This window comes from Bradyrhizobium sp. USDA 4502 (assembly GCF_054063355.1).
In genome coordinates this window covers 8651200-8666486 of the sequence record NZ_JBSSGF010000001.1, presented here as the reverse complement: position 1 = coordinate 8666486, position 15287 = coordinate 8651200, and the positions used below count along the sequence as shown (strand labels likewise).

Annotated in this window: 16 protein-coding genes; 2 read left to right on the top strand and 14 right to left on the bottom strand. The window is 63.9% G+C overall.

Translation table 11 applies throughout. The features are described from left to right. From ACVW1B_RS40445 to ACVW1B_RS40415, 7 genes are all read right to left on the bottom strand, one after another. Positions 1 to 870, bottom strand: a complete 870-nt coding sequence (locus ACVW1B_RS40445) for a metal ABC transporter permease (RefSeq protein ID WP_168857863.1) — start codon at positions 868 to 870, stop codon at positions 1 to 3. A gap of 5 nt (positions 871 to 875) precedes the next feature. Further along, positions 876 to 1631: a metal ABC transporter ATP-binding protein gene (locus ACVW1B_RS40440; protein WP_028332852.1), complete on the bottom strand. Its 756-nt coding sequence runs from the start codon at positions 1629 to 1631 to the stop codon at positions 876 to 878. Between the two features lie 5 nt (positions 1632 to 1636). Next, positions 1637 to 1831: a hypothetical protein gene (locus ACVW1B_RS40435; protein WP_038384372.1), complete on the bottom strand. Its 195-nt coding sequence runs from the start codon at positions 1829 to 1831 to the stop codon at positions 1637 to 1639. A 1140-nt stretch (positions 1832 to 2971) separates the two neighbouring features. After that, entirely contained in the window at positions 2972 to 3292 is a 321-nt protein-coding gene (locus ACVW1B_RS40430) for a LysR substrate-binding domain-containing protein (protein WP_456822916.1), read from the bottom strand. Between the two features lie 70 nt (positions 3293 to 3362). Next, positions 3363 to 4103: a class I SAM-dependent methyltransferase gene (locus ACVW1B_RS40425; protein WP_057016230.1), complete on the bottom strand. Its 741-nt coding sequence runs from the start codon at positions 4101 to 4103 to the stop codon at positions 3363 to 3365. 24 nt (positions 4104 to 4127) lie between these two features. Further along, positions 4128 to 5615, bottom strand: a complete 1488-nt coding sequence (locus ACVW1B_RS40420) for a glycoside hydrolase family 71/99 protein (protein ID WP_253604473.1) — start codon at positions 5613 to 5615, stop codon at positions 4128 to 4130. Between the two features lie 441 nt (positions 5616 to 6056). Then, positions 6057 to 6974: a LysR family transcriptional regulator gene (locus tag ACVW1B_RS40415; protein ID WP_456822915.1), complete on the bottom strand. Its 918-nt coding sequence runs from the start codon at positions 6972 to 6974 to the stop codon at positions 6057 to 6059. 250 nt (positions 6975 to 7224) lie between these two features. Between ACVW1B_RS40415 and ACVW1B_RS40410 the strand changes: the two genes are divergently transcribed. Further along, positions 7225 to 8538, top strand: coding sequence for an MFS transporter (locus ACVW1B_RS40410; RefSeq protein WP_456777765.1), 1314 nt, complete (start codon positions 7225 to 7227; stop codon positions 8536 to 8538). Positions 8539 to 8558: 20 nt separating this feature from the next. Beyond that, positions 8559 to 9632, top strand: coding sequence for a tartrate dehydrogenase (locus ACVW1B_RS40405; RefSeq protein ID WP_456822914.1), 1074 nt, complete (start codon positions 8559 to 8561; stop codon positions 9630 to 9632). 85 nt (positions 9633 to 9717) lie between these two features. Here the strand turns inward: ACVW1B_RS40405 and ACVW1B_RS40400 are convergent, their stop codons facing one another. The 7 genes from ACVW1B_RS40400 to ACVW1B_RS40370 form a co-directional block, all read right to left on the bottom strand. Beyond that, positions 9718 to 10881, bottom strand: a complete 1164-nt coding sequence (locus ACVW1B_RS40400) for an IS4 family transposase (RefSeq protein ID WP_057015126.1) — start codon at positions 10879 to 10881, stop codon at positions 9718 to 9720. A gap of 273 nt (positions 10882 to 11154) precedes the next feature. Further along, on the bottom strand, positions 11155 to 11919 hold the full coding sequence (locus tag ACVW1B_RS40395; protein WP_456777767.1) for a serine O-acetyltransferase: 765 nt from the start codon (positions 11917 to 11919) through the stop codon (positions 11155 to 11157). Between the two features lie 153 nt (positions 11920 to 12072). Continuing rightward, positions 12073 to 12564: a DUF2852 domain-containing protein gene (locus tag ACVW1B_RS40390; protein WP_026192213.1), complete on the bottom strand. Its 492-nt coding sequence runs from the start codon at positions 12562 to 12564 to the stop codon at positions 12073 to 12075. 130 nt (positions 12565 to 12694) lie between these two features. Next, positions 12695 to 13396: a TetR/AcrR family transcriptional regulator gene (locus ACVW1B_RS40385; RefSeq protein WP_225647905.1), complete on the bottom strand. Its 702-nt coding sequence runs from the start codon at positions 13394 to 13396 to the stop codon at positions 12695 to 12697. Positions 13397 to 13518: 122 nt separating this feature from the next. Beyond that, a complete protein-coding gene (locus tag ACVW1B_RS40380) occupies positions 13519 to 14049 on the bottom strand; it encodes a dihydrofolate reductase family protein (RefSeq protein ID WP_253604486.1) in 531 nt (176 codons plus the stop codon). Between the two features lie 190 nt (positions 14050 to 14239). Then, complete coding sequence (locus ACVW1B_RS40375) at positions 14240 to 14605, bottom strand: YciI family protein (protein WP_028341377.1); 366 nt, start codon at positions 14603 to 14605, stop codon at positions 14240 to 14242. A 103-nt stretch (positions 14606 to 14708) separates the two neighbouring features. Further along, complete coding sequence (locus ACVW1B_RS40370; RefSeq protein WP_092087574.1) at positions 14709 to 15134, bottom strand: YciI family protein; 426 nt, start codon at positions 15132 to 15134, stop codon at positions 14709 to 14711. Positions 15135 to 15287 lie beyond the last annotated feature (153 nt).

Genomic DNA, 15287 nt, shown 5'->3' with positions numbered 1-15287 from the left:
TCACGCCTCGAGATGGCGGCCGGGAAACAGCTGCCGCACCAGGCCGCTGACATTACCGAACAGCAGCGACACAATATACAGCCCCGCCGCGACCAGGATGATCGCGGGGCCGGATGGAATCCGGGTCTGGTACGACAGCACCAGTCCGGCATAGCCCGACAGCATCGCGCTCACCACCGCGATGCAGATCATGGTGGTGATGTCGCGCGACCAGAACCGCGCAATGCCCGCGGGCAGGATCATCAGTCCGACGCCGAGCAGCGTGCCGAGCGCGTGGAAGCCGTTGACGAGGTTGACCACGACCAGCGCGAGGAAGGCGAGATGCGCCGGCGCGCCGGCCCGGCTCACGGTGCGCAAAAACACCGGATCGACGCATTCGATCACCAGCGGGCGATAGATCACCGCGAGCACCAGGAGCGTGAGGGTGGCGTTGAACGCGATCACCAGCAGCGTCTGGTCGTCCATCGCCAGGATGTTGCCGAACAGCACGTGCAGCAGGTCGATATTGGTGCCCTTGATGGACACGATGGTGACGCCGAGCGCGAGCGAGACCAGATAGAAGGTCGCAAGCGAGGCGTCCTCCTTCAATTCGGTGGTGCGGGCGACGAGGCCGGCGAGCAGCGCCACGGCAAAGCCCGCGATCAGGCCGCCGGTCGTCATCGCGAACAGGTTGAGCCCGGACAGCAGGAAGCCGATCGCCGCCCCCGGCAGGATCGCATGCGCCATGGCGTCGCCGACCAGGCTCATCCGCCGCAGCATCAGGAACACGCCGATCGGCGCACCGCCGAGCGACAGCGCGATCACCGCCGCCAGCGCGCGGCGCATGAATTCGAATTCGGTGAAGGGCGTGACCAGCGCGTCGGATAGCATCGGCGTCAGGCGGCCCGCGAGCGTGGATCGGCGGCGCAGGCCGCGGCGCTATCGTCGAACGCCTCGCACATCCGCATTGCGACCATCAGATTGTCCGCCGTCAGCGCCTCGGCGGTCGGTCCCCATTCGACCGGGCCGCGCGCCAGCAGCAGCGTCTCCGGGAAATTGTTGCGCACCATGTCGAGGTCATGCAGCGCCGCCAGCACGGTGCGCCCCTCGCCGTTCCACCGCTTCACCAGCGCCAGCAGGTCGGCGGTGGTCTTGGCGTCGATGGCGTTGAACGGCTCGTCGAGCACGATCAGCCGGGCGTCCTGCAACAGCACGCGCGCGAACAGCATGCGCTGGGTCTGGCCGCCGGACAGCGTGCCGATCGGGCGGTTCTCGAATCCGTTGAGGCCGACGGCGGCGAGCGCCGCCAAAATCTTCTCGCGCGCGGCCTTGCCGATGCCGCCGAAGAAGCCGGTGGAGCGCCACAACCCGGTGCCGACGAAATCGAACACCGAGATCGGGAAGCTGCGGTCGATGTCGGCAGACTGCGGCAGATAGGCGATGTCGCGATGATCCAGCCCGTCGAGATCGATCACGCCCGACAGCGGCTTGAGCACGCCGGCGATGCCGCGCAGCAGGGTCGACTTGCCGGCGCCGTTCGGGCCGATCACGGCGAGCAACGCACCCGCCTCGACGGCGCCATTGAGATGATGCACCGCCGGGTGGCGGTCATAACCGAGCGTGACGTCACGGAAGGTAACAAGAGCAGCCACAGGTCTCACCTCATCGCCAGCCAGACGACAGCCCACAGGCCGGCACTGACCGCGAGCGCCGCGAGCAGTCGGGCCGGCACGGGCATGCGCAGGATCGACCAGTGCGCGGCCTGCGCCGGATGCGCGTGCGGGGCGTGGCTGTGCCCGTGGGGATGGGCGTGGCCGTGATGGTGGTCCTCGTGGGTGTGCGTATGCGCCATGCAACGACTGTTATATTATAACATAACGCGAGTCTACAAAGGAGGAACTCATGGCGGACCCGCAAAACCGGGGAGATTTGAGCCGCGGCGAGGGGCAAGTCGTTTGTCTACCAGCTTGTCTATGTGAGCTAGACCCAAAGATGCCATTCCCGTCACCCTGAGGTGCGCGCAGAGCGAGCCTCGAAGGGCGACGGCCCGGCTGGTGGCCGTGCATCCTTCGAGGCTCGCAAGAGCTCGCACCTTGGGATGACGGGATGTAGAGCAGATTCAATTGTCAAACAGCCGAGCACGCGGTGTCATCACGCGCGCGGGCCGGTGATCCAGTATTCCAGAGGCAGTCGTGCCTGAGCCGAGAGGCCGCGGCGTACTGGATCGCCCGGGCTGAACTGCGAGCCGGGCGATGACAGCCTTAATGGTGACGCAGCTTCGCATTCTGGCGGCATGTCCGATCGGCGCGTGAGGAAAATATCGGCGGAAGGCTTCGACGACGGAGAGGCAGCCCCTATGCGACCAGCACGTAGACCAGCATGACAGCGGTGATCGCCATCCAGACGAGCGAGAGGCGGAAATACAGCAGGTCCCAATTCATGGGCGCGAGCGTACACGCCCGCGCTGACGCCAACCTTTCACCAGGTTAAAGCATCGCGGATTTATTAACTAAGCACGCCAGCGGAATGGATCAGTGGTTGGCACGCCGAAAGACACAGCCCTGGCCCTCAATTTATGAACATGGCAATCGCCACGAGGATGACCGGGCTCAGCCCCATCAGCACGACAAACACGCTGTAAAGTAGGTTGCCCATAACGCCGCCCTACGTTGGAAGGGGAAGCTATGCCGGGAGGAACTCGGCAAGCCAGTGCAGTTTGTGCCAGCGGTGTTCGAGCTTTGGGAATTACCCAGTTATCTCAGGTACCTAGCTGGACACCCCGTAACACTACGGGGCGACACAGCTCAGGCAGAGAAAAGGGCGACGAGCGCCACCACCGCCAAAGCGGTAGCGACGCACCCTGCGATCATGACCCAGTCCTGACGCTTCGCCATGCCGGACACGCTCACCCGGCCAGCGCAGGTCGCGTTGACCTAGGTCAACCGGCCAAAATCATTCATCGGCCGTCGAGGCATCACGCAACGAGGCAGCCTCACGCCTCGCGCGCGTAACTCTTCAACCTTGCCTCAAGCACCGCGATCACCTGGTCGCGGACCGGATCGCGGGAGCCTTTCAGCCAGGCGGCGGCGAGCGGCAGGCGGCCGGTGCTGCTGCCGCGCGTCAGGCGGAGCGGCACAAAGCGGACGCCGGGGATCGCCATCCGTGCGGTCCAGCGCGGCACGATGGCGACGCCGAGCCTTGCTGCGACCATGTTGACGATGGTCTGCTTCTCGTCGGCGATCTCCTGGATACGCGGCGTCAGCCCGGCCTCGAACAGCTTTTTATGCGGCCAAGACGTGAATGCCCGGCGCAAGGCCGGGCATAACGCGTTGTGGGGGAAGCGATCGAGCTCGTGTGCTCTCCGGCAAGAGCCGGGCGCATCGTCACAGTGCGGGGGTCCACCTGTTGCGATGACGGTAGAGCTTTGACAGGCTGAAGTTTCCGACCTCTTGTTCGCCCTTGCGGAAAATGGCTATCGCCTTCTGAACGCTCATTTCCGAAATGATATCGGGCCGGCTCCCACAGAGCATGACGAGCTCGAAGATCAGATTGGTGAGGGCGGGCATATCGGTCCATTGCTGCGTCTGATAGGGCTCCTCCCAATGAGCCCAGGCCCAATCTTCGATCAGATAGAGACCATCGCTCTTGAGATAATGGAAGGACGCCTCGAAGCTTGCTCGCGAGAGCTCGTATTGATGCGAGGCGTCGTCGATAATCATATCTATTCGCTGGCCGGGGAATTCCGTCCTGATGATGGTCTGGACGCGCGCGGTGTCGCCTTGCGACGTATTGTAGTATAATTTGACGCGGTCCGTCAGACCGTGGTCGCGGATCAGGCCAAGCACCGCTGGGCTCGCAGGTCTGATATCGATCCCGACGAACTTGATACGTTCCTCGATCGCGGCAAGAAGCAAAGCCGAACCACCTTCGAAGATGCCGAATTCCAGGATATTGGTAACCCCGTTCTCGCGAATGAGGCTTTTGTAGCGATCAATCATCCCGCGGTTCTTGATGATCGCGATGGAATCCTTCGTCGTCCTGGCATCATTGAAGTTCTGCCTGATCAGGCCAAACTTCATGTTGTTGATCACGAAGGTATTCTCATCACTCCAGACTTCATCCATTGGGAACCCCCTGTCGATATTGACTCAATTAACTGATCGCTGTTGTTTGCCCTGTGGCGTGCAGAGCCTCTCCTGCCAGATAAGCGGTATTTTTTCTCCATCCTCCGACGGTGCTTGGCGCAATTCCTCGCCTGCAATCTGCATGCCTGGCGGACATGGCCACGCAGTTGTCATCGAATCACTGGCCGATTTGCATCCGGCGCCAGCCGTTGTAGTTGAGATCGATGACGAACCGACGGCACACGCCTTCGGATCGATCCGCGTCGGCCACACCAGCTTGAACGGCGGAAGTGTCGGGCGTCGGCCCGCCGCGTTGGCGATCACTTTGAGACGCCGCACGCCTTCAGACAGCGTCGGCTGAATCCAGCCGCCTTCGGAGCTCTCGTTCCAGGCATAGATCACAACGCTCTTGAAGCGATCGTTGCGCGGATTGTTGGCCGCCTGACTGATTGCAGCACGGATTTGCCGTGTCCATTCCTCATCGGTGGCAGGTTGACACCAGTCCGGATTCGGCTTGCGAGTTTTCAGTTCCTGAGGATCGCGCAAAGCCGGTCGATAATCCCAGCCAAGCGTCACGGTTGGTAGGAAGCCTCCAGAACCATTCTGGGCTTCGGCTTGCCAGGCTTTCTGTGCAAGAGCCGCGCAACTGGCGTACGGCAGGGATTTTCCATTCGACCCAAGGGCGGTCGCATATGTACTCGCCGCATCAAATCCTATCCTGTGAGCAACGGGCTCCGTCTCGGACAGGTTGAAGAGCAAGGCAACCAGGTAGAGATCTCGGCCGGTCGCGGCCTTGACCCGATCCCTCATATCCTTCAGGGCCGCCTTTGTACCCTCTTCACCCCCAAGCCCCTTTATCCACGGGGTCATCGTACCAAGCAGGAAGAACACAGGCGCCGAGCCGTCGCTCGCCCGCATGTAATCCGGCCCAGCTACCGCTTTGCTGATTGCATCACTCACCATCGGCACATCACGAGGGGGGAATGACAGGTTGAAATTCAGCGCGTATTTGATGCCGAGCTTGTCTGGAAGCCGAAGAAAATTTCCCAACGCCCGATTGAGCGCCACGGCTCGACTGGGATCGCGTCCCCAGGACGAACTCTCCAGGTAGTAGCCGAAGATGAAATAATCCAAGCCTGCGGACTTCGCGTAATGCACGTCCGCATTCAGTGCTCGTTCGGTGTTTCCGGGAAAACCGAGATTTCCGTTCGGCAGACGCTCTGTGTAATACGGAGCGCGCGCGCGCAATCCAGGGTCGGCCAGGACCTGCCCATAGGGACTGTCGAGACTCCAATTGTCCCACCGAATGGCACCTAATGAGACCTTGCTCGACGAGGCCGGTGCCGCAGTTGGTGCGGCGGGCGCTGCGGGTGCCACGGCGGAAGGACTGCCCTTGCTCACCTGAGCCATGGCTGGGAATGAGGAGACTGCCGTCGCAAGCACAACAAGCAGACGGATCGAGCAGTGTCGGGCTGTCCACATCATCACTTTCCCTTGGTCCAAAGCCGCCATGATGCGGCTCGGGATTTCGGTTGTTACTCGACATGCATTCAAGAAGTAACAAAGGGCGCTTATGTGGCGGCGCACTGCAATCGTATCCGTTGAAGCGGAACATCGATGCAACAGCGTGACATCAGACTTGCCTTGGTTCTCGCGAGCATTGCGCCGCGATTCACATTAGGTCGAAATAGAACGGGATCGGTGGAACTTTCTGCGCCATGCGTTTCAGTTGATCGAGGAACTTTCTGCCGCCGAAATGGGCACAGGTGTTGCCGCGCTCCATGCCTCGCGACGACACGGTTGAAAAATCGAATGATCCTTCCATTGGTTGAAGACAGAGGCTCCGCGTTTTGCAACACAGGTCCCGAATCCATCGATCCGCAAAACGCGTGGTGGAATGGATTCCGAGCTCGCGCTTCGCACGCCCCGGAATGAAGAGAGAGAGGGACGTGTTCACGCCTCGCGCGCGTAACTCTTCAACCTTGCCTCAAGCACCGCGATCACCTGGTCGCGGACCGGATCGCGGGAGCCTTTCAGCCAGGCTGCGGCGAGCGGCAGGCGGCCGGCGCTGCTGCCGCGCTTCAGGCGGAGCGGCACAAAGCGGACGCCGGGGATCGCCATCCGTGCGGTCCAGCGCGGCACGATGGCGACGCCGAGCCTTGCCGCGACCATGTTGACGATGGTCTGCTTCTCGTCGGCGATCTCCTGGATACGCGGCGTCAGCCCGGCCTCGTCGAACAGTTTTGTCGTCAGATCGTGGCTGTGCGGCCGCGAGCGGCGTTCCGGCACGATCAGGGGCTGATCCGCGATGTCGGGCAGCACGATCTGCTTGCGCCGCGCCAGCGCGTGCTTGTGCGACAGCGCCACCACGGCGGTCTCCTGCAACAGCTGGACAAACTCGATGCGGCGGTCGGGCCGCTCCGGCGGGCGCACAAACGCAAGGTCGAGCGCGCCAGACAGCAGCTTCGGCAGCAGGCGGATGGTCTTCTCCTCGAGCAGTTGCACCGCAACATCAGGATGGGCGGCGCGGAGGTCGCGCAGCAGCGGCGGCAGCAGGCCGGCCGCCGCGCTGTCGATCGCGCCGATCCGGAAGCGGCGCGCCTGTGGCTTGCGCAGCCGACGGCGAAAGCCGTTCTCGATCGCCTCAGCGCGGCCGAGCAGCGCGCGGCCCTCGCGCAGCAGCACAGCGCCGTCCTCGGTCAGCGACACCGCGCGCGTCGTGCGCGCGAACAGCCGCACCCCGAGATCCTCCTCCAGCAGCTTGATGTGGCGGCCGAGCGCCGACGGCATCATCTGCAGGCGCTGCGCCGCGCGGCCGAAATGCAGTTCCTCGGCAGCCGCGACGAAGCAACGAAGCTGGTGCAGTTCCAAGACGTCGCTTCCTTATGCCCCGCGTTCGTCATGGCCGGGCTTGTCCCGGCCATCCATGTCTTTTCTTTGCCGCCAAGACGTGGATGCCCGGCACAGGCCGGGCATGACGCCAAGTGAGGTCGGGTCCGATTATATCATTTTTTTGTATAAACCGGCGCGGATTGAAGCGGAAGGGCGCGAGCTTCTAGGCTTCCCGGTGGCGCGCGACAGGCGCCGTCCCAACAAACAAGACGAACCCGGGAAGAAGCCCATGGAAAGCCAGCTTGGCGCGCGCGTATTGCGCAAGATCTCACTGCGCATCGTGCCGTTCATCATGCTGCTGTACTTCGTGGCCTTCATCGACCGCGTCAATATCGGCTTCGCCTCGCTGACCATGAACAAGGACATCGGCTTGTCGCCGACCGTCTATGGCTTCGGCGCCGGTATCTTCTTCTGGGGCTACTTCCTGTTCGAGGTGCCCTCCAACATCATCCTGCACAAGATCGGCGCGCGGATCTGGATCGCGCGGGTGATGATCACCTGGGGCCTGGTCTCGGCGGCGATGGCGCTGGTGCAGGGCGCGACCAGCTTCTACGTGCTGCGCTTCCTGCTCGGCGCCGCCGAAGCCGGCTTCTTCCCCGGCATCATTCTCTATCTCTCCTACTGGTTCCCGGCGCGGCAGCGCGCCGCCGTCACCGCGCTGTTCATGGCGGCGGCGCCGCTCTCAACCGTGCTCGGCTCGCCGCTCTCCGGCGCACTGCTGGAGATGGACGGAATGCTCGGCTTCAAGGGCTGGCAATGGCTGTTCGTGCTGGAGGCCGTGCCCGCCGTGCTGCTGGGCTTCGTCGTGCTGGGCTTCCTGACCGACCGGCCGGAGCAGGCCAGATGGCTGGCCGACGACGAGCGCGCCTGGCTGGTCAAGACCATGAAGGCCGAGAACGACGGCAAGGCCACGACCGCGAGCCACAGCATCTGGCGCGGCCTCGCCGACCCGCGGGTGCTGGCGCTGGCGCTGGTCTATTTCGGCACCTCGGCCGGGCTCTACACACTTGGGGTGTGGGCGCCGCAGATCATCAAGGCGTTCGGCCTGTCGTCGATCCAGGTCGGCTTCCTCAACGCCGTACCGGCGACGGTTGCCGTCATCGCAATGGTGCTATGGGCGCGACATTCCGACCGCACCGGCGAGCGCACCTGGCACGTGGTGCTGGCCTGCCTGATGGCCGCGGCGGGACTTGCGCTCGCCGGGCTGTGGACCGGCCTTGCGGCCGTGATCGCGGCGCTGACCCTGGTCAATATCGGCATCTCCTCGTCGAAGCCGCCGCTGTGGAGCATGCCGACCATGTTCCTGTCCGGCTCGGCCGCAGCGGCCGGGATCGCCACCATCAACTCGATCGGCAATCTCGGCGGCTTCGTCGGGCCGGCAATGATCGGCTGGATCAAGGAGCGCACCGGCAGTTTCGACGGCGGTCTTTATTTCGTCGCCGGCCTCCTGGTGCTCTCGGGCGTGCTCACGCTGCTGCTGTCGCGCGCGCAGAGCGCGCCGGCACAATCCGAACCGCAACCCAATCCCGTGCGAACCCGCTAACCATCGATCGGAGAGATCCCATGCGTATCCATTCCATCGCCGCCATTCCCGCCGACGGCATCGGCCCCGAAGTGATCTCCGCGGGTGTCCGCGTGCTGGAGGCGCTGGCCGAGCGCAGCGGCGACATCAGCTTTAACGTCAAGACCTTCGACTGGGGCTCGGACTATTACAAGAAGCACGGCGTGATGATGCCGGCCGACGGGCTCGCGGAGCTGAAGAACTTCGACGCGATCTATTTCGGCGCGGTCGGCGCGCCCGATGTGCCCGACCACATCACGCTGTGGGGCCTTCGCCTGCCGATCTGCCAGGGCTTTGACCAATACGCCAATGTGCGGCCGACCAAGATCCTGCCCGGCGTCGCCTCGCCGCTGCGCAATGTCGGCGTCGGCGATCTCGACTGGGTGATCGTGCGCGAGAATTCCGAAGGCGAATATGCCGGCATGGGCGGCCGCGCGCACAAGGGCCTGCCGGAAGAGGTCGGCACCGAAGTCGCTGTCTTCACCCGGGTCGGCGTGACGCGGATCATGCGCTATGCGTTCCAGCTCGCGCAGTCGCGGCCGCGCAAATTCCTCACCGTGGTGACCAAGTCGAACGCGCAGCGCCACGGCATGGTGATGTGGGACGAGATCGCCGCCGAGGTGGCGAAGGACTTCCTCGACGTCACCTGGGACAAGATGCTGGTCGACGCCATGACGGTGCGCATGACGCTCAATCCGATGAGCCTCGACACCATCGTCGCGACCAATCTGCATGCCGATATCCTCTCCGACCTCGCCGGCGCGCTGGCCGGCAGCCTCGGCGTGGCGCCGACCGGCAACATCGACCCGCAGCGCCGCTATCCCTCGATGTTCGAGCCGATCCACGGCTCGGCCTTCGACATCACCGGCAAGGGTATCGCCAACCCGGTCGCGACCTTCTGGACCGGTGCGCAGATGCTGGAGCATCTCGGCGAGAAGGACGCCGCGGCGCGCCTGATGGCCGCGGTCGAGAAGGTGTGCGCGGCCGGCGTGCTGACGCCCGACGTCGGCGGCAAGGCGACGACCAGGGAAGTGACCGACGCGGTGATCGACGCGATCCATGGATCGAATGCGTGAGGGGGCGGTCGCTTCGCATCATGCAGTGAGGCGAGCACGCTAGTAGGGATCCCTCCCCCCTTGCGGCAGGGGTGTCCGGGGAAATTCAGGCATAGCGGAGCTCCATCTGGTCAGGTGAGATGGTTGATTTCCGACGGCTGGGGTTGATGGGCGGAGGTTTGTCGATGGCAGCGAGGGATCGACGCGTGAGCAGGAGCTGGCCGACGAGTTCGGCGAACCTGAGCGGGAGCATTTTGATGCAGTTGGTGTGAGCGGCGATGCGCAGCAGCAGGTAGGCAATCATCGCAGCGAGCACCTGAAGGCGGATCGCGTTGTCGTTGGCGCCGAGGAACTTGCGAATATCGAGATGCTGCTTGATCCAGCGGAACAGCAGCTCGATTTGCCATCGGCTCTTGTAGAGGGCGGCGATCTCGACGGCGCTACGGGCAAGGTCGTTGGTCAGGAGTGTGATCTTGCCGCCTTTCTCGCGTCTGATCTTGATGCGGCGGAGCGGGATTGGAAGGCGCGAATCGCCCTTGCTGGTGAGCTTCACCTCGTCATCGGCAAGGATTTCGAAGCCATCCCCGTTACGCTTGCGGATGGCGCGATGCCTGAGCGAGCGAAGACGGATGCTCGTCTTCGCCCGGGTAACGAAGAAAGCCTTGCTATCATTGATCTTCTGCCACCAGTCGAAACGGCAATAGCCCTTGTCAAACACATAGGTGGTGGCGGGCTGGATTGGGGTCTGTCGGCCGATCTCGATGTCATTGACGTTCGCGGCCGTCATCTCGACGCAGGTCGGGACATCGCTCCTTGGGTCGTAGACGACATGCAGCTTCATGCCGCGGATGCGGCCGTTCCACGTCGCCCAACTGCAGACCTTGCCGAGCGGGATCGGACTGGCGTCGATCAGACGCACCATCTCCATGCCTTCACTCCGCAGCTGGCGACGCGCCATCGCCGACAGCGCCGCAAAGGTTTGCGCGAAAATGCCGATCGGACGGCGGGCATTGGCATCGGACAACGTCGAGCGCGACAGCTTGCCGGTTCCCAAGTGATAGTGATGCTGCGAATTGGCGTTGAAGCCAGTCACCACCCCGCGCAGACTGCTGTTGCCGCTAAGCTGGGCATAGATCAGCGCCACCAGATGATCCCAGCTCCTGAACGACTTGTCGTAGGCATCCCCGTCCAGACGATCCACAACCGTCTGAAACTGCCGTCGATTGATCGGTTCAAGCAGCCTTCCAAAAATGCTACCGCGGTATCGCATGCTCGGCCCTCTGTGTCTCGACAACCAGAAAAGACCGATTTGCCTCGGTCCTGCCGAGCATGCACCGCGACACAGTGAATCATTCCCCGGACACCCTGCCCTTGCGGGGGAGGGTTGGGGAGAGGGGCGCACTTGCTCCGCATCCAGTTAGAGCGGCGACACCTGCTGCGCGCTGATGCAACAGCATCATCCAATCTCTGACACCACGCCCGGGGCCACCCCTCTCCCCAACCCTCTCCCGCAAGGGGAGAGGAGCCTGAGAGGGTGCTCACCTCACGAAAGCGTACCCGCCTCCGCGCAATTGGTCAGCCGCGCGGGCACGCCGATGGCGGTGCAGCCGGCGGGCACATCCGTCGTCACCAGCGCGCCGGCGCCGATCCTGGCGAAATCGCCGATGGAGAGATGTCCGATCACCGTGGCGCCGGCGCTGAGCAGCACGCCGTGGCCGATCTTCGGCGCGCGGCGCGGATCATCCTGATGCCGCGCGATGGTGACGTTCTGCAGAATCGTGACCTCGTCGCCGACCGAGGCCAGCGCGCCGATGATGATGCCGGTGCCGTGATCGAGGAAAACCGCGGTTCCGATCCGGGCCGATGGGTGAATGCTGATCTGCAACTGGTCCGCCGTCGCGCTTTGCATCATGAGCGCAAGGTCGGGGCGGTCCTCGCGCCACAGCCAGTTCGATACCCGCCAGGCTTGCAGCGCGACGAAGCCCTTGAAGTTGAGGAGCGGCGGCAGGAAGCCCGTGATCGCGGGATCACGGCGCACGATGGCCGTGAGATCGGTGGCCGCGGCATCGACCAGCCCGGGCTCGGCCGCATAGGCTTCGCGGGCGGTCCGCGCGAACTGCGCGCGATCCTCTTCCGCGCGGCTGATATGCCGGCCGATCAGAAAAGCGAGCGCACCGCCGAGGTCGCCCTGATCTAGGATGAAGGCGGCCGACGCCTCGAGGAACGGATCGGCCGCGATCGCCGCCTCCGCCTCGCGCCGGATCGCAAGCCAGAGCTCGCCGGCCGTCACTGTCGCTGATCCCGCCATGGTCTTCACCTCATCGTCCGGATCCCAAACGATAGAGTGGGCGTCACCATCCCAAAATGCAAACCGCCCGCTTGCTCATCGCAAACGGGCGGCTCAGGGCCATCAGGTTCTATGGGGGCACATCGCCTGAAGGCTAGCGCTTGCCTCGCGCGATCAACCCTGCGGCGGCTGGTCGGTCGGCGGGGTCGGACGGGTCTTGTGCTGCGCCATGAAGGCGTCGAACTCCTCCTTGTCCTTGGCGTGGCGCAGGCGATCGAGGAAGTTCTTGAACTCGACCTGCTCCTCCTCGAGACGGCGCAGCGTATCCTGGCGGTACTCGTCGAAGGCGCGGTTGCCACTGGAGGGCGGACCGAAGCCGCCAAACGGGAAGCCGCGGCGCTCCATGCGGCTCTTCATCCGCTCCATCTTGTCCTGCATCCGCTCCATCTTGTTCTGCCAGCGATCCATATCGTTGTGACTCCAACAGGCCATCTTTCTGCTCCCGAGTGTGAAAAAGAGAAGGGCGAGGCCGATCGGCCACCAGATCATGAAGCCAAGGATGATCCCGGCGATCTTCAGGGGATGCCACGGCGTCGCGTAGAAGTAGGGACGGTAGGGCTCTTCGACGGGGCCGCGCCAGCGATTGACATCAGCGGTGTAGGCCATTTCCTTCTCCATCACGGCATCACGCCGTTGTGAATGTAAATAACATTTACATAGGTAGCCGATCCCTCGGGAAAGTCAAGCAGCGCGGGTGACGCACCCCTCGGATTATTTTTGGCTTGGCCGTTGAACCTTATTTCGCCTTGCCCCACGGACCGGCGGGCTTGTCGTCGGCGGCCGCGGTTCCAGGCCGGCGGTCGGTCGGGAAGCCGAGGCCGCGCAGATAGATCAGCACTTCGGCCTCGAGCAGATCCTCCGGCGACATCGGCAGCTTGCGCCGCGCGGCATCGCCGCGGCCGAACAGCGAAGCGACGCCGTGCGACATCGCCCAGATGTGCAGCGCCATCATCATCGCCGGCGGACGCGGCATGCCGGGCGGCGCCAGTGCCGCGAGCCGTTCGGCAGCGGCGCGGATGATCGCGAAGGCGCGCTCGCTTGCGGCCATCAAGGTCGGATTGGAATCGACCGGCAGGCCGGATTCGAACATCGCCGAATAGAACGCGGGCTCCTCGCGGGCGAAGGCGAGATAGGCCTTGCCGACCCGCTCGAACGCCGTGACAGTGTCGGGGCGGCCGTCGTCCCAGGCCTGCGTCAACAGCGATTCGAACTGCTCGAAACCGCGCTGCGCGATGCTGGCGATCAACTCGTCGCGGTCGCGGAAGTGGCGGTACGGCGCGGCCGGGCTGACGCCGGCCATCCGCGCGGCATCGGCGAAGGTGAAGCCGGCCGGCCCCTTCTTCGAGATCAGGTCGAGTGCGGCCTGCAGCAACGCCTCTTTGAGATTGCCGTGATGATAACCGCGCTCGGCGCGGCCTTGGTCCTTGCGCCAGCTCATGTGAACGGCTTTTACATGAGCTGGCGGTAAAGGTCACTAGCGGGGCGGCGGCGCGTCAATCAAGATTAACGGACCAGTCAGTCGGGGGGCTTCCGCGCAACGCCGTCAGGCACGTTGCATGACTAGGCGGGGACGTAGGTCAACCTGATCGTGTTTTCGCCTATCCGGTCGCTTGCCACCAGGCGGAGCGGCGCGCGGGGCCCGACGAAGAATGGCTTGCCGCGCCCGAGCACGATGGGCCGGAGGTACAGTCGATACTCGTCAATCAGGCCAAGCTCGGTCAGACTCCCCGCCAGGTCCGGCCCGGCGACTTCGATCTCCCCGTCGAGCCGGGCCTTCAGCCCGCGCACCGCCGCCTCAACGTCCCCCTCGACCAGTGTCGCGTTGGGTCCGACGGATTTCAGCGAGCGCGACACGACCCACTTTGGCCGTCTCCGCCACACTGCCGCATAGTCGCGCTCCTCTGCATCCCAATCAGGAAGGTCGTCGTCCCAATAGCGCATCACCTCGTACATGCGGCGGCCGTACAACATGCCGGCCACGCTGCGCACCTGCTCGATGAAATGACGAAAGAGCCCGGTGTCCGGCACCATCGCCTGATGATCGACATAGCCGTCGAGCGACTGGTTCAGTCCGAAGACAAGCTTCGCCATGGCGCAAGACCTCCACTCCAGGGCTTTCAGATTTGCTCGGGCCGGTGTGACCTGGACACGAAGTCGGCCGCTGGCGAGCGGAGGCCCTCTCCGCGAGTTACACAGTGGAGAGGGCCTCCATCCGCCTGCGCGCGACGACCTCCCCCGCGAGCGGGAGAGGTTCAGGGAGCCCATGGCCCAAAACGATTGCCTATCGGCCCGGGATCGGCAGCACCGGCATGATCTCCACGGCTTCGCCTGGGAAGATCGAAAAATGCGGGTGGTTCTCGAACAGCTTTGCCGCTGCCTCATGCGAGGGCGCGCGCACCACGGTGAAGCCGGTCATCAGATTGGCGATGTCGGTGACGCCGCCCTGCCCAACCTTCTTGGTCTTGCCGAGCGGTCCGCCCATCTCGACGATCACGTCATGGTGCTTCTCGACCCAGGCGCCCCAGGCCGCCATGCCCTGCTGCTCCTTGGCACGCCGTTCGGCCTCGGGCAGCGCATTCCAGGCTGCCATCCGCGAGCCGGTGCTGCCGCCGCCGAGATAGACCGCGAGAAAGGTGTTGGTGCTCATCTTGCATCTCCATTGTAGTCGTTACTGGTTTGACGATCGTTTGCTGACGCGATGACGCCGTGCGGCGGCATCGCTACTTGTTGCAAGACCGGATCATGCGGTGTCAGCGCAGAGCCTTGCCCCAGCCGCCCTGCGGATGCTCGAAGGTCGCGGCGGCCTGCTGCACCTCTTCGGAGAAATCTGCCATCTCCTGCACCTGGCGGATCTCGATCATCTCGTTGGCGGTGGCCGGGCACTTGCTGGCCCATTCGATGGCCTCGGCGCGCGAGGCGACCTCGATCATCCAGAAGCCGCCGATCACTTCCTTGGCCTCGGTGAACGGGCCGTCGATCACGACCGGCACGCCGGTGTCGAACTTGACGCGCGCGCCGGCAGCCGGCGGATGCAGGCCTTCCAGCGTGATCAGCACGCCGGCGTCCTTCAGCGCCTGATTGTACCGCATCATCGCGGCGACCCGTTCGGGGTCGAGCTCGAGCTTGGCCGGCGCGGACTCGTAGCCGAGCGGGATCATCAGCATCATGAAACGCATTGGTCGGATTTCCTTGCCTGTTGAGTAACTCGCAATCTTCACCCTCGTCATGCCGGGAAGCCCCACGCGGCGCCGGCCCGGAATCCACGACTTGCGACGATGATCATGTATTCCGGGCGCATCGCCGGTGCGATATCGCGGAATGACGTCGGG